The following is a 13,585-nucleotide window of genomic DNA, read 5'->3' as shown; positions in this document are numbered from 1 at the left end:
CGCCGCTCCCTTGCAGTTTGTAGCTAGAAGCTTGCCGCTGCTTACTGCGATTTCCGGACCCGCAGGTACCACTCGGAAAGCAGTCGTACCTGTTTGTCGGTGTAGCCACGTTCGACCATGCGTGTGACGAAATCGTTGTGTTTTTGCTGGTCCTCCTTGCTGGCCTTGGCGTTGAAGCTGATGACGGGCAGCAGGTCTTCGGTGTTGGAGAACATTTTCTTCTCGATGACCACCCGCAGCTTTTCATAGCTGAGCCAGGTTGGGTTCTTGCCGTTGTTGTTGGCCCGGGCGCGCAGCACGAAGTTGACGATTTCGTTGCGGAAATCCTTCGGATTGCTGATGCCCGCCGGTTTCTCGATTTTTTCCAGTTCCTCGTTGAGGGCCACGCGATTGAGTATTTCTCCGGTTTCCGGGTCGCGGTATTCCTGGTCCTGGATCCAGAAGTCTGCGTACAGCACGTAGCGGTCGAAGATGTTCTGGCCGTATTCGCTGTAGGACTCCAGGTACGCCGTCTGGATTTCCTTGCCGATGAACTCGATGTAGCGCGGCGCCAGGTATTCCTTGAGGAAGCGCAGGTAACGCTCGCGGGTTTCGGCCTGGAACTGTTCCTGTTCGATCTGCTGTTCCAGCACATACAGCAGGTGAACCGGGTTGGCGGCAATTTCGTGGGGGTCGAAGTTGAAGACCTTGGACAGGATCTTGAACGCGAAGCGTGTGGACAGCCCGTTCATCCCTTCATCGACGCCGGCGTTGTCGCGGTACTCCTGGATCGACTTGGCCTTCGGATCGGTGTCCTTGAGGTTTTCACCGTCGTACACACGCATCTTCGAATAGATGTTGGAGTTTTCCGGCTCCTTGAGACGCGACAGCACCGTGAACTGGGCCAGCATCTTCAGGGTGTCGGGGGCGCAATGGGCCTTGGACAGCGAGCTGTTGAACAGCAGCTTGTCGTAGATCTTCACTTCGTCGGTCACTCGCAGGCAGTACGGCACCTTGACGATATAGATCCGGTCGATGAAGGCTTCGTTGTTCTTGTTGTTGCGGAAGGTATGCCATTCCGACTCGTTGGAGTGCGCCAGCAGGATGCCGGTGAACGGAATGGCCCCCAGGCCCTCGGTGCTGTTGTAGTTGCCTTCCTGGGTGGCGGTCAGCAGCGGGTGCAGCACCTTGATAGGTGCCTTGAACATTTCGACGAATTCCATCAAGCCCTGGTTGGCCCGGCACAGCGCACCCGAATAACTGTAGGCGTCGGCGTCGTTCTGTGGGAATTCTTCCAGTTTGCGGATATCGACCTTGCCCACCAGGGCGGAGATGTCCTGGTTGTTTTCGTCCCCCGGCTCGGTCTTGGCTACCGCGATCTGGTTGAGGATCGAGGGGTAGAGCTTGACCACCCGGAACTGGCTGATATCACCGCCGAACTCGGCCAGGCGCTTGGTCGCCCATGGCGACATGATGGTGTTGAGGTAGCGGCGTGGAATACCGAAGTCTTCTTCGAGGATCGCGCCGTCCTCTGTTGCATTGAACAGCCCCAGGGGCGATTCGAACACCGGCGAGCCCTTGATGGCATAGAAGGGCACTTTTTCAATCAGTTGCTTGAGTTTTTCGGCCAGGGACGATTTACCGCCACCTACGGGGCCGAGCAGATAAAGGATTTGTTTCTTCTCTTCCAGGCCTTGGGCGGCATGGCGGAAATAGGACACGATCTGTTCGATGCATTCTTCCATCCCGTGGAAGTCCGCAAAGGCCGGATAGCGGCGAATCACCTTGTTGGAGAAGATGCGCGAGAGCCTCGAGTTGGTCGAGGTATCCAGCAGTTCCGGTTCTCCGATGGCCAGCAACAGACGCTCCGCAGCCGACACATAGGCACTGCGGTCCTGCTTGCAGAGTTCGAGGTATTCCTGCAGCGAGTATTCCTCTTGCCGCGTGGACTCGAAACGTTGCTGGAAGTGGCTAAAAATGCTCATGACGTCACCTCGCTCGATACGTGGAGCCGGTGTCGGATCAATCAGTCGATGCTGGACAGCCGCTGGGAACCCAGTGGCCGTTTACCCCCCAGAATGCTTTCAAGAATGCAGGCTCCTGAAAGCTGACTCCCGATGACCCGCGCGCCGGTGTACCGGCTCTCCCCTGTTTTGGATGGCCTGAGGCTAAGGATAGTTCGGAATCACGGAGGTAAAGGTGGAATACGTAATTAGTTGTGGCTGACCGTTCGTCTGCCATCGCTCAAGCCCACGGTTCACGTGGGCTTGGCCGGCATAAAAAATTATTCGGCGGCGCCTTGCGCTGTTTCTGCGGGATAGGTCGTGCGCCACAACTCAAAACCACCGTCCAGGCTGTAGACGTCGCTGAAGCCCTGGCTGATCAGATAGGCGGCTGCGCTCTGGCTGGAGTTGCCGTGATAGCAGACTACGACGGTCGGCGCATCGAGGTCGGCGGCACGGATGAAGTCGGCGATGGAATGGTTATCCAGATGCTTGGCGCCACTGATATGCAGAGCCGCAAACGTGGCTGGGTCGCGAACGTCGACGACGACCGCGCCTTGCTCGCGCAGGGCCTGGGCCTGTTCCGGGGGGATGCGTTTGAATTCGGTCATGAGGGACTCCTGTAGCTTGAGCGCAATGCCGGTCAAACGGCGGTGCCGGCCGGCAATGGTGCAGTGGTCGGGTGATGGATTCTGGCGTGGCCCTGTTCGTCGCAATCACAACGCAATTGCTCGCCCGTGTCGACGTTCATCAGCGTCATGGCGCTGCCCCACACGCAGCCGGTATCGAGGGCGAAGACGCCGGGTTCGTCGCATTGACCTCCCAGTGCCGCCCAGTGCCCGAAAATGATTTTCAGGTGACGGGTCTTGCGCTCGCTGTGCTTGAACCAGGGGGCGTAGCCGGGTGGTGCGGTCTCGATGCCTTCCTTGCCCTTGAGGTCGAGCTTGCCGTCACGGGTGCAGAAGCGCATGCGCGTGAAATAATTGGTGATGACGCGAAGGCGGGCGCTGCCGGTGAGGTCGTTGTCCCACTTGACCGGCTCGTTGCCGTACATGCCATCCAGGTAGGGCGCGAACAGATTGTCGTCGCGCAGGGCCTGTTCCACCTCGCCGGCGCACTTGAGCGCCTTGCTCAGGGACCACTGGGGCGGGATGCCGGCATGGACCAGCGCCAGGTTGCGTGGCTCGTCGTAGTGCATGAGCTTTTGCTGGCGCAGCCACTCCAGCAGTTCAACGCAATCGGGGGCGTCGAGGATTTCACTCAAGGTGTCGGACTTTTTCAGGCGCTCGATGTTCTGCCAGGCGGCCAACAGGTGCAGGTCGTGGTTGCCGAGCACGCACACCAGCGACTGGCGGATGCCGTAGAGAAAACGCAACGTCTCAAGGGATTGCGGACCACGGTTGACCAGGTCGCCCACCAGCCACAGCGTGTCTTTCTGGGGATCGAAGGCGACGTGTTCCAATAGGCATTTGAGCGGATCGAGGCAGCCTTGCAGGTCGCCGACCGCATACGTGGCCATTAGTGCAGCGCTCCGGGCACGGCGAGGCGAAAGGGCTTGATGACGGCGTCGAAGCGTGTGCCGTCCTCGGCCAGCATCTGGTAGGTACCCTGCATGGTGCCGACCTTGGTGGTCATCACGGTCCCGCTGCTGTAGCTGTGGCTTTTACCGGCGTCGATCAACGGCTGCTGGCCGACAACGCCTTCACCACGTACTTCCTCGACATGGCCGTCGCCATCGGTGATGACCCAGTGCCGCGACAGCAGCCTGGCCGGCAAGGAGCCGTTGTTGCGCACGGTAATGCTGTAGGCGAAGGCGAAGCGGTCATGCTCGGGTTGCGACTGTTCTGCCAGAAAACGGGTGGTGACGCTGACGTCGACCTGGTAACGAGGATCAGACATGCAAATAAGGCCTTAAAAACGAAGCGGGGCGCGGGCGCGACTCAGGAGATCAGTCTAGGCCAAGTATCGGGTAGTAGACCAGACTGGCGTACTGCCCGATAGCGCTTGTCACCCGTTCAGCTGGCGTCGGCTTGCGGGGCGACCTGTTCGCTGAGCTTGTCGGCCAGGCGTACGAAAGCTGCCAGGTCCAGCTGTTCGGGGCGCAGGCTGCCGTCGACGCCGGCGGCTTCGATTTCGGCGCTGCTGAGCAACAGTTTCAAGGTGTTGCGCAAGGTTTTGCGGCGTTGGTTGAACGCTTCGCGCACCACCCGCTCCAGCAGGCGATGATCCTTGGCCGGGTGCGGTAGCACGGCATGAGGTACCAGGCGGACGATGGCCGAATCGACTTTCGGCGGCGGGTTGAATGCCCCCGGACCGACGTTGAACAGGTGTTCGACCCGGCAATGGTACTGGACCATGATCGACAGGCGACCCCAATCGCCACCGCCAGGGCCGGCGGCGAGGCGCTCGACCACTTCTTTCTGCAGCATGAAGTGCATGTCGCGGATCAGGCTGGCGTTGCTCAGCAGATGGAAGATCAGCGGGGTGGAGATGTTGTACGGCAGGTTTCCCACCACCCGCAGGCTGTTCGGCGCGGCGTTCAGGCTATTGAAGTCGAACTTCAGCGCGTCGCCCTGGTGCAGGTTGAAATTGCTCTTGCCGGCGAACTGCTGGTTGAGGATCGGGACCAGGTCCTTGTCCAGTTCCACCACGTCCAGTTGCGCGCCGCTGTCGAGCAGGCCCTCGGTCAGGGCGCCCTGGCCCGGCCCGATTTCCAGCAGGCGGTCGTCGGGCTTGGCCCGGATGGAGCGCAGGATGCGATCGATCACGCCGGCGTCATGCAGGAAGTTCTGGCCGAAGCGCTTGCGCGCGCGGTGTTGGTATTGCTCGGTCATAAATGGGTCTCGGCCATCTGGTAGGCGGTTTCCAGGGCGACTTGCAGGCTGCCGGTATCGATCTTGCCGCTGCCGGCCAGGTCCAGGGCGGTGCCATGGTCCACGGACGTACGGATGATCGGCAGCCCCAACGTCACGTTGACTGCCGCGCCGAAGCCTTTGTACTTCAGCACGGGCAGGCCCTGGTCGTGGTACATCGCCAGCACTGCATCGCAGTGCTCCAGATATTTGGGGGTAAACAGAGTGTCGGCAGGCAGCGGGCCACGCAGGTCCATGCCCTCGCTGCGCAAGCGCTCCAAAGTGGGTTCGATGATGTCGATTTCTTCACGGCCCAGGTGTCCGCCTTCGCCGGCATGGGGATTGAGCCCACAGACCAGGATACGTGGCCGGGCGATGCCGAATTTTTCCTGGAGGTCGGCGTGCAGGATGCGTGTGACCCGCTCCAGGCGTTCCGGGGTGATGGCGTCGGCGATGTCCCGCAAGGGCAGGTGAGTGGTCACCAGGGCCACACGCAGGCCGCGGGTGGCGAGCATCATCACCACTTGCGCGGTGTGGGTCAGGTCCGCCAGGAATTCGGTATGTCCGGAAAAGGCAATCCCGGATTCGTTGATCACGCCCTTGTGCACCGGTGCGGTGATCATGCCAGCGAACACCCCGTCCAGGCAGCCTTGGCCGGCGCGGGTCAGGGTTTGCAGGACGAACGCGGCGTTGGCCTTGTCCAGCTGCCCGGTGACGACCGGGGCGCCCAAGGGCGTATCCCAGACATACAGGCTGTTGGCGGGCGCCGGAGCATCCGGCCAGGCCTGCGGCGTCACCGGCAACAGGTCGACGACCACCCCCAGTTGCGCGGCCCGTTCAAGGAGCAGGTCGCGACTGGTGATGGCAATCAGGGGATGCGGCTGGGGGTGCGAGGCGAGCAGCAGGCACAGGTCGGGACCGATGCCGGCTGGTTCGCCGGGTGTCAGCGCGAAACGCTTGGGTTTCACTGCGCTGCCTGGTCTGCACCAGGAAGTTTGATTTCAACGTAGGCTTCATCGCGAATCTGACGCAGCCAGGTTTGCAGCTCTTCGTCGTATTTGCGGTTACGCAATACGGTCATCGCCTGCTGTTCACGCGCCTGGGTGGTGCTGTCGGTGGCGCGACGGCCAAGGACTTCCAGTACGTGCCAGCCATACGGGCTCTTGAACGGCTTGGACAGTTGGCCTTGCGGTGTCTCGGCCATGACCTGGCGGAACTCGGGAACCAGTGCATTCGGGTCAACCCAGTTCAGATCGCCGCCGTTGAGGGCCGACCCCGGGTCTTCGGAGAAACTCTTCGCCAGTTCGGCGAAGTCCTCGCCCGCTTCGATGCGGTCGTAGAGTTTTTCCGCCAGGCGCTTGGTCTCGGCTTCGCTGCGAATCTCGCTTGGCTTGATCAGGATGTGGCGAACATGCACTTCGTCACGAACCTGGGTTCCGCCACCGCGCTTTTCCAGCACTTTCAGGATAATGAAGCCGCCTGGAGTGCGTGCTGGCTGGGTGATGTCGCCCACGGCCATGGCGCTCAGTTCACGGTCGAACGGAGGCGGCAGTTGAGCGGGCTTGCGCCAGCCCATGTCGCCGCCTTCCAGGGCGTTGTCGCTGCCCGACTTGGCAATGGCCATCTGCCCGAAATCAGCGCCTTGCTTGAGCTGCTGGTAGACATCCATTGCCTGGCGATAAGCGTTCTGGATGGCTTCGGAGTTGGCGCTTTCCGGAGTAGGAATCAGGATGTTCGCCAGGTGCAGCTCTTCGGAAAGCTGCATTTTGCCCAGGTCGGAGGCGAGGAAGTTCTTCACTTCCTGTTCCGACACCTGGATGCGTTCGGCGACACGGCGCTGGCGCACACGGCTGATGACCATTTCGCGACGGATCTGATCGCGGGCGTCCTCGTAGGAGAGGCCGTCGCGAGCCAGGGCGGCGCGGAACTGGTCGATGCTCATGTTATTGCGCTGGGCAATGGTGCCGACAGCCTGGTTCAGTTCTTCATCGGTAATGCGAATGCCGGAGCGTTCGCCGATCTGCAGTTGCAGGTTTTCGACGATCAGGCGCTCGAGCACTTGCTGGTCCAGCACGCCTGCGGGCGGCAGGCCACCGCCGCGCTTGGCGATGGTTTGCTGCACTTCATGGACGCGCTGGTCCAGCTGGCTCTGCATGACCACGTCGTTGTCAACGATGGCCACCACTTTGTCGATGGACTGTACCGCGGCGTTGGCCGCGGTACCCAGGAACAGCGCGCCCAGCATCAGCGGGCGCAGACAATCAGAAAGCTTGGTCTTCACGTTCACGATAACCTTGGATGCCTTTGTCGAGGAAGCTCTCTACCTTGGCGCCGGTGAGGCCGCCGAGTCCCTTCAGAACAATTTGGAGGAAGACGCCGTGGTCGCCTTTTTCGTTTTCCGGGGCGGCTTGACTGAACTCTTCGTAGTCGACCCAGTAACGGTTGATCAGGCGCAATTTCCAGCAGCAGTTGTCGTATTCGAAACCACCGAAGGCTTCCAGGGTACGGTTGCGGTTGTAGTCATACTGCCAGCGGCTGATGGCGTTCCACTGCGGCACGATCGGCCAGATGACCGAGAAGTCGTGCTGCTGGATCTTGTAGTAGTCCTTCACGTAGCCAGGCTGGCCAGGCGTACCGTAGTCGCCACCGCCCACGGACCATTGACCCGTAGTCTGGTCGTAACGGACCTGGTCGTTGCGATAGCGATAACCGGCGTTGATGACCTTGTTCGGGTTGTCTTCAGGCTGGTAGTGGAACATCGCGCTACCCGAGCGAGGGCTGCGAGTGTCCGGGTCCCAGTTATAGGTAGCCGTGGTGCGCCAATCGCGGTTCCAGCGGAACTCATACTCCAGGGCGTAAGGCGAGACATCCGATTTGGCGTCTTCGCGCGTCTTGAAGTCGATGCCCGGCAACTGGACTTCGCGATCCTTGAAGTAAAAGGCCTGGCCGACGCTGATGCGCTGGCGTTCGAAACCGTTTTCTTGGATCCAGCGGCTGGTTATGCCCAGCGACAGTTTGTTCTCGTCGCCGACACGGTCGGAGCCCGAAAAACGATTGTCACGGAACAGCGAGGAGTAGCTGAAGGTGTACTCACCGGTGTCGAACACAGGGATATCGCTCTGGTCTTTCTCAGGTACGTAGAGATAGAACAGGCGTGGTTCCAGAGTTTGGCGATAGTTGGTGCCGAACCACTGGGTATCACGGTCGAAATACAGGCCGCTATCGATGCTGGCGATTGGGACGCCGCGGCTCTGGCTGCCGCTGTACGTGCCGCGCAGACGATCCGTCTCGGCGGATTGCGCGGCGATCTGGGATTTGCCAGTGCCGTCCAGATCCAGATCGTATTGGGTGTATTGGTATTTGAGCGACGGCGTGATGAAGCCGTAGGTGGCTTCCATCGGCAGGCTCATTACCGGTGCCAGATTCAGGCGAGTACCGTTAGCCCGTGCCAGTCCGCGAACGTTGGAGTCCAGCCTCGGCTCGGAGTTACCGTCTTCGTCGGTGTAGGCGCCGGTCCGCAGATCACGATCGAACCGCACCAGCTCTGTCTTGTAGGCGAGATCCAGTCCATACGGTTTTTGCGGCAGCTCACCGATGAAGGTGATCTGAGGCAAGCGGTTGTAAGGGGTGATCTTCGAAATCGTAGCCATCTGGTAGGCCTGGGCGTTCACCCGCGCCGTGTAGCTGTCGCCGCGATAGCTGACTGCGCCTTGCTGATTGACGTAGTCATTGGACTCGATACCAATCTGATCGCTTTCAAGATCCTGGAAATAGTACGGATCGCTGATCTTGGTGTAGTCGACTTCTGTCAGCACGCGCGAATCGAGGCCGCCCTTGTGCTGCCAGTTGTACATGTAGCGGGTCTTGTCGTAGTCGCTCTGCCCACTGCGCTCATCGTCTTCGTCGTTGAGGTACGCCGCGCCGAACTGACCTTCGCTGGACTTGGTCAGGTAGCGGAACTCGCCTTCCATCAACAGGCCGCGTTTGCTCATGTAGCGTGGGTACAACGTGGCATCGTAGTTCGGCGCCAGGTTGAAGTAGTACGGGGTGACCAGCAGGAAACCGGTGTCGCTGCCGCTGCCGATGGTCGGCGGCAGGAAGCCGGATTGGCGACGGTCGTCGATCGGGAAGTAGATGTACGGCGTGTACAGGACCGGGAAGTCCTTGACCCGCAGCGTCACGTTGGTCGCGGTGCCGAAGCCGGTGGCCGGGTTCAGGGTGATGTTGTTGCCCTTGAGCGTCCAGGCGTTGCTGCCCGGTTCGCACGTGGTGTAGGTACCGTCCTTGAGGCGGATGATCGCGTTCTCGGCACGCTTGGCGTACAGCGCGTTACCGCGGATGCGCGATTTGTGCATCACGTATTCGGCGTTGTCGACCTTGGCTTCGCCGGTGTCCAGCTGTACATCGGCGTGGTCGCCGACGATCAGCGCACCGTTGTCGCGAACCCGCACGTTGCCGCTCAGCTCGCCACGGTTCTCGGCCTGGTACAGGCTGGCCTCGTCGGCCTCGACCTGCATGCTGCCCTGGCGCATGACCACGTCACCGGCCAGGGTCGCCACCTGTTCTTCCTGCTGGTAGCGTGAAGCCTTGGCGCCGAGGAACGTGGGCGCATCGCTCTTGGCGGTCTTGTCATTCATGCCAGGACGCGTCGGCTCGATATAGGCACCGGCGCAGTAAGGACCGGTTTCAGCCAGTTGCGCCGGGGTGAGATTCTCGCGTGGAACCCAATCCAGGTGGCTGTAGTCTGCACTTCGCGACTTCAGGCCGCGGCCCTTGGCTTCGGTAACGAGCATCGGCTTTTCGCCGGCTTCCTCGCCCGAGCTGCTGTCGGCTGGTGCCGCGCCGCTGTCGGAAACCGCACTGCCGTCATGCACGGGACGCGGCGGCAACGCGGCGGCCGGTGTCTTGGGCGCACAGTCCCAGGCACCCGAAGCGGAGACGGAGCAGTCATACTGCTGCGCCGCGACGACGAATGAAGAGGCCAGGGGTTGCAGGGCCAGCAGACTGCCGGTGACCAGCAACGGAAATTTTTTACGAAACGCGGGGGATTTCAATGCCATCTTATTAGTCCGGGCTTCCTGCGTGCCATCTGCCCGCGGTGTGGGCCGCACGCCTCTCGATGGTCTGAAAAAGATGCTGGATAATAAAGCATGACCCGCTTGACGGCTAGCGCCGTCGGAGACCCTTGCAATGCCCGACCAAGATGTACGCTTGCAACACCTGAAAGTTTGGCTCGATGAACAACTGCCGATCCTTTTCACTCAACAGGGCTGGGGCGCCGTACCCCCGGCCACGTTGACCGCCGCCAGCAGTGACGCGAGTTTCCGGCGGTATTTCCGCTGGGAAGGCGAGGGCCGCAGTTTGATCGTAATGGATGCGCCACCGCCCCAGGAAAACTGCAAACCCTTCGTGGATATTGCTTTTTTACTGGCGAAATCCGGCATCAACGTGCCGAAAATTTATGCCGAAGACCTTGAACGCGGCTTTCTTTTGCTCAATGACCTGGGCAATCAGACCTACCTGGACGTGATCGACAGCGAAAATGCCGACGATTTATTCGGCGATGCCTTGCAAGCCTTGTTGGCTTTCCAGCAACTGCCGATGGTCGCGCCGTTGCCGAGCTACGATGTCGCGTTGCTGCGCCGGGAGCTGGAATTGTTTCCCGAGTGGTACGTCAAGCGCGAGCTGGGCATCGAATTCGATCCGGCCCAGCAGCAACTCTGGCAACAGGCCAGCGAGCTGTTGATCGACAGCGCCCTGGCCCAGCCCAAAGTGCTGGTGCACCGCGACTACATGCCGCGCAACCTGATGCTCAGCCTACCGAACCCCGGTGTGCTGGACTTTCAGGATGCGGTCTATGGCCCGGTGACCTATGACGTGACCTGCCTGTTCAAGGATGCCTTCCTCAGTTGGCCCGAGGCGCGTGTGCGCGGTTGGCTGGAGCGTTACTGGCAGCAGGCTGGCGCCCTTGGCATTCCCGTACAGCCGGATCTCGAGGATTTCCTGCGGGCCAGCGACTTGATGGGGGTGCAGCGTCACCTCAAGGTCATCGGGATCTTCGCGCGCATTTGCCACCGTGATGGCAAACCACGTTACCTCGGTGATGTGCCGCGTTTCTTTGCTTATATAGAAGCGGTCATCGCCCGGCGTCCTGAACTGGCACCGCTCGATGAGCTGCTTGGCAGCCTGCGGCAGTCGGCCGGAGCAACGGCATGAAGGCGATGATCCTGGCGGCGGGCAAGGGCGAGCGCATGCGCCCCTTGACCCTCACCACGCCAAAGCCGTTGATTCGCGTGGGTGGCGTTCCCTTGATCGAATACCACTTGCGGGCGCTCGCCAAGGCCGGGTTCAGCGAGATCGTGATCAATCACGCTTGGCTCGGCCAGCAGATCGAAGATCACCTGGGGGACGGTTCGGGTTTTGGCGTGAGCATTCGGTTTTCACCCGAAGGCGAGCCGCTGGAAACCGGTGGTGGAATCTTCCGGGCCTTGCCGCTGCTGGGCGATGACGCGTTTGTGGTAGTGAACGGCGATATCTGGACCGACTACGATTTCAGCGCGTTGCGCAGGCCGCTCAAAGGGCTGGCGCACCTGGTGCTTGTCGATAATCCCGAGCATCACCCGAACGGCGATTTCATTCTGGCCGACGGAAAGGTTCACGATGGGCAAACACCTGCCGACAACCTGACCTATAGCGGCATCGCCGTGCTGCACCCGCGCTTGTTCGACGGCTGCACAGGCGGTGCCTTCAAGCTCGCACCGCTGTTGCGCACGGCCATGGCCGAAGGGTGCGTCAGTGGCGAGCACCTGAAAGGGCATTGGGTCGATGTCGGCACCCATGAACGGTTGGCGCAGGTCGAAACCTTGATAGAAGCGAGCGGTTGATATGTGGTGGCCAGGGACTCTGATTGGAGCCGGGGCAGGCTTTGCCATCGCCAGCATTCCGGGGGCCATGCTTGGCGCGTTGTTGGGGCAGGCGCTGGACCGGCGCCTGAACCTGCAGGGCTGGGCGCAAGTACGTGAGCGTCTGGGCGGCCGCCCGGCGTTGCGCAACGATGAGTTGTTGTTTGTATTGCTCGGGCGCCTGGCTAAATGCGATGGGCGCGTGGTCGACGGCCACATCCAGCAAGCTCGCCAGGAGATGCGGGCGTTGGACTTGAGTGAATCGGCGCAGCGCCGGGCGATCGCGGCGTTCAACCGGGGCAAGTCCGGAAACGATCGGTTGCGCGGTTATATGCGTCGCCTGGCCGTCCAGCCCCATGCGGCTGAAGGGGTATTGCGCGCCTGCTGGCGGATGGTCTGGGCCGATGGGCGTGCCGGTGTCGGCGAGCGGGAACTGGTGGCCCAATGGGGCCGCTGGTTGGGCTGGACGCCGCAACAGGTCCAGGCGCTGGCGGCTGATTACGAACCGCAGAAACTGTCGCGGCCCAACGCCGGCGTGACCTATCAGGAGGCCTTGCGCTTGCTGGGGGTTTCGGCCACCAGCGAACCGTCGCAGATCAAGCGTGCCTACCGGCGACTGCTCAGCCGCCATCACCCGGACAAGATTGCCGGCAGCGGGGCGACGCCCTTGCAGGTGCGTGAAGCCACTGACAAAACCCGAGAGCTGCATAACGCCTATCGGTTGATTCGCGAGCGGCGGGATTTTCGCTAGCTTCCGGGGGGAGAAAGGGCCTGAGTCAGCCTTACTCCCCCGGCTTCTGCGGATTCAACCAACCCCGAACCCGACGAAACAACTGCTCCTGCTCCGCCGACGGGTTCGGCAGGGCCTTGAGGGATACCTGGCTGAAGGTCGAACCTTTCAAGCGTTTGCTCGCCTGCAAGCGCTCCAGCGCCGCGTTGCGATCCAGCAATTTGTCCATGTAGAAAATATCGGCGGTCGCCAGTTTCAAGGTCGGGGTCAGTTCGGCCAGGCCGGGCTTGGCAGTGACCGGAGTCTGCGCAGCCACCATCACGAAGCGTTCGACTTGCGAGGGTTGCTTTTCACTCAAGTAACGCGCGACCCAATAGGCGCCGGTGCCATGACCCAGTAGCACGATACGGCGTGCGCTTTGCTGTTCGGCGTAGGCCAGCGCCGCATCGATGCGGGCGAAGATGCGCTCGGCGTCGGCCTTGGCGTGCTCTTCATCGGTTTGCGCAACGAGCGGATCCACCGCATCGGCTTCGCCGCCGGCGACCTGTTCGATCGGCGCCGAAGTGGTAGCGTCTGGTGCCGCGGCAGCCGTATCGGCCGGCTTGGTCTCGGGCGCAGCTTCCTCCACGCGAGGAGCAATGACGTCGCTTTGCAGGTCCGGCAGGGTGATACTCAGGCTGCTCCATTCAACATCGGGCAACTTTTTGCGTAATGGGCTGACGACTTGAGGCCAGTCAGCGGTTTCGCCGGCGCCGGGGATGATGATGACCACGCCTCTGGGGTCACTGGTATTGGCCGGTTTCCACAGTGCCAGGAACGTGTCGCCGCCGGTCTGCAACTGTTGCTGTTCCTGGGGCGGGACTTTTCGTCCGAGTGCGGCCGCTTCTTCCTGGCTACGCTCGAGCAAGGGCTGGCGCTCGACAGGTTTTTCCCCGGCGGGTTGCTCGGCGGCGGGGGCCGTTTCGCTGGCCTGGACAGAAAAGGCACTTGGCAGGATCAGCGATAGGCACAATGCTGGCAACGCCAGGCGATAAACAGAGGGCATCGGATATTCCATGACCAGAAGTATTTCCGGCAGCCTAATGGGTTGGTCAGTATTTGTCAGTGCATGAGACTTCA

General features: G+C 61.2%; 12 protein-coding genes. 3 read left to right on the top strand and 9 right to left on the bottom strand.

The genetic code is table 11. From position 1 onward, the window contains the following. Window positions 1–41: 41 nt before the first annotated feature. The 8 genes from IB266_RS29325 to IB266_RS29290 all read right to left on the bottom strand — a co-directional run bounded on the left by IB266_RS29325 (window position 42) and on the right by IB266_RS29290 (window position 9,894). A complete protein-coding gene (locus IB266_RS29325; protein WP_053125937.1) occupies window positions 42–1,964 on the bottom strand; it encodes a PrkA family serine protein kinase in 1,923 nt (640 codons plus the stop codon). A gap of 299 nt (window positions 1,965–2,263) precedes the next feature. After that, window positions 2,264–2,593: a thiosulfate sulfurtransferase GlpE gene (gene glpE, locus IB266_RS29320; RefSeq protein WP_192264112.1), complete on the bottom strand. Its 330-nt coding sequence runs from the start codon at window positions 2,591–2,593 to the stop codon at window positions 2,264–2,266. A gap of 32 nt (window positions 2,594–2,625) precedes the next feature. After that, window positions 2,626–3,501: a symmetrical bis(5'-nucleosyl)-tetraphosphatase gene (locus tag IB266_RS29315; protein WP_192264110.1), complete on the bottom strand. Its 876-nt coding sequence runs from the start codon at window positions 3,499–3,501 to the stop codon at window positions 2,626–2,628. After that, window positions 3,501–3,881, bottom strand: coding sequence for a Co2+/Mg2+ efflux protein ApaG (apaG, locus tag IB266_RS29310; protein ID WP_053125932.1), 381 nt, complete (start codon window positions 3,879–3,881; stop codon window positions 3,501–3,503). Before apaG ends, IB266_RS29315 begins: the two co-directional genes overlap by 1 nt. A 116-nt stretch (window positions 3,882–3,997) precedes the next feature. Then, complete coding sequence (gene rsmA / locus IB266_RS29305) at window positions 3,998–4,816, bottom strand: 16S rRNA (adenine(1518)-N(6)/adenine(1519)-N(6))-dimethyltransferase RsmA (RefSeq protein WP_060740358.1); 819 nt, start codon at window positions 4,814–4,816, stop codon at window positions 3,998–4,000. After that, window positions 4,813–5,802, bottom strand: a complete 990-nt coding sequence (gene pdxA, locus IB266_RS29300) for a 4-hydroxythreonine-4-phosphate dehydrogenase PdxA (protein ID WP_060740359.1) — start codon at window positions 5,800–5,802, stop codon at window positions 4,813–4,815. Before pdxA ends, rsmA begins: the two co-directional genes overlap by 4 nt. Continuing rightward, window positions 5,799–7,115 (bottom strand): peptidylprolyl isomerase SurA, encoded by a 1,317-nt coding sequence (surA, locus tag IB266_RS29295; protein WP_192264108.1) that lies wholly within the window; start codon window positions 7,113–7,115, stop codon window positions 5,799–5,801. Before surA ends, pdxA begins: the two co-directional genes overlap by 4 nt. Then, a complete protein-coding gene (locus IB266_RS29290) occupies window positions 7,096–9,894 on the bottom strand; it encodes an LPS-assembly protein LptD (RefSeq protein ID WP_192264106.1) in 2,799 nt (932 codons plus the stop codon). Before IB266_RS29290 ends, surA begins: the two co-directional genes overlap by 20 nt. Window positions 9,895–10,024: 130 nt before the next feature. Between IB266_RS29290 and IB266_RS29285 the strand changes: the two genes are divergently transcribed. Genes IB266_RS29285 through IB266_RS29275 form a run of 3 tightly spaced genes read left to right on the top strand, consistent with a single transcriptional unit; the run spans window position 10,025 to window position 12,487 of the window. Next, complete coding sequence (locus tag IB266_RS29285) at window positions 10,025–11,050, top strand: aminoglycoside phosphotransferase family protein (RefSeq protein WP_192264103.1); 1,026 nt, start codon at window positions 10,025–10,027, stop codon at window positions 11,048–11,050. Next, complete coding sequence (murU, locus tag IB266_RS29280; RefSeq protein WP_192264101.1) at window positions 11,047–11,718, top strand: N-acetylmuramate alpha-1-phosphate uridylyltransferase MurU; 672 nt, start codon at window positions 11,047–11,049, stop codon at window positions 11,716–11,718. Before IB266_RS29285 ends, murU begins: the two co-directional genes overlap by 4 nt. A gap of 1 nt (window position 11,719) precedes the next feature. Next, window positions 11,720–12,487 carry a TerB family tellurite resistance protein gene (locus IB266_RS29275; protein WP_060740363.1) on the top strand — a complete coding sequence of 256 codons (768 nt, stop codon included), beginning with the start codon at window positions 11,720–11,722 and terminating at the stop codon, window positions 12,485–12,487. A 31-nt stretch (window positions 12,488–12,518) separates the two neighbouring features. On the opposite strand, the gene IB266_RS29270 is transcribed toward IB266_RS29275, so the two are convergent. Further along, window positions 12,519–13,511, bottom strand: coding sequence for an alpha/beta hydrolase family protein (locus IB266_RS29270; RefSeq protein ID WP_192264098.1), 993 nt, complete (start codon window positions 13,509–13,511; stop codon window positions 12,519–12,521). Window positions 13,512–13,585: the final 74 nt, after the last annotated feature.

The sequence above is a fragment of the Pseudomonas sp. Pdm06 genome (assembly GCF_014851795.1).
In the GTDB taxonomy this organism is placed as follows: domain Bacteria; phylum Pseudomonadota; class Gammaproteobacteria; order Pseudomonadales; family Pseudomonadaceae; genus Aquipseudomonas; species Aquipseudomonas fluorescens_AA.
The sequence above is the reverse complement of the archived record's forward strand: the minus strand, read 5'-3'. Positions and strand labels throughout refer to the sequence as shown.

Excerpts from the sequence above, each read along its gene's own strand:
- murU (WP_192264101.1), top strand. The coding sequence starts at position 11,047 with ATGAAGGCGATGATCCTGGCGGCGGGCAAGGGCGAGCGCATGCGCCCC.
- IB266_RS29315 (WP_192264110.1), bottom strand. The coding sequence starts at position 3,501 with ATGGCCACGTATGCGGTCGGCGACCTGCAAGGCTGCCTCGATCCGCTC.
- IB266_RS29325 (WP_053125937.1), bottom strand. The coding sequence starts at position 1,964 with ATGAGCATTTTTAGCCACTTCCAGCAACGTTTCGAGTCCACGCGGCAA.
- glpE (WP_192264112.1), bottom strand. The coding sequence starts at position 2,593 with ATGACCGAATTCAAACGCATCCCCCCGGAACAGGCCCAGGCCCTGCGC.
- IB266_RS29290 (WP_192264106.1), bottom strand. The coding sequence starts at position 9,894 with ATGGCATTGAAATCCCCCGCGTTTCGTAAAAAATTTCCGTTGCTGGTC.
- IB266_RS29285 (WP_192264103.1), top strand. The coding sequence starts at position 10,025 with ATGCCCGACCAAGATGTACGCTTGCAACACCTGAAAGTTTGGCTCGAT.
- rsmA (WP_060740358.1), bottom strand. The coding sequence starts at position 4,816 with ATGACCGAGCAATACCAACACCGCGCGCGCAAGCGCTTCGGCCAGAAC.
- apaG (WP_053125932.1), bottom strand. The coding sequence starts at position 3,881 with ATGTCTGATCCTCGTTACCAGGTCGACGTCAGCGTCACCACCCGTTTT.
- IB266_RS29275 (WP_060740363.1), top strand. The coding sequence starts at position 11,720 with ATGTGGTGGCCAGGGACTCTGATTGGAGCCGGGGCAGGCTTTGCCATC.
- IB266_RS29270 (WP_192264098.1), bottom strand. The coding sequence starts at position 13,511 with ATGCCCTCTGTTTATCGCCTGGCGTTGCCAGCATTGTGCCTATCGCTG.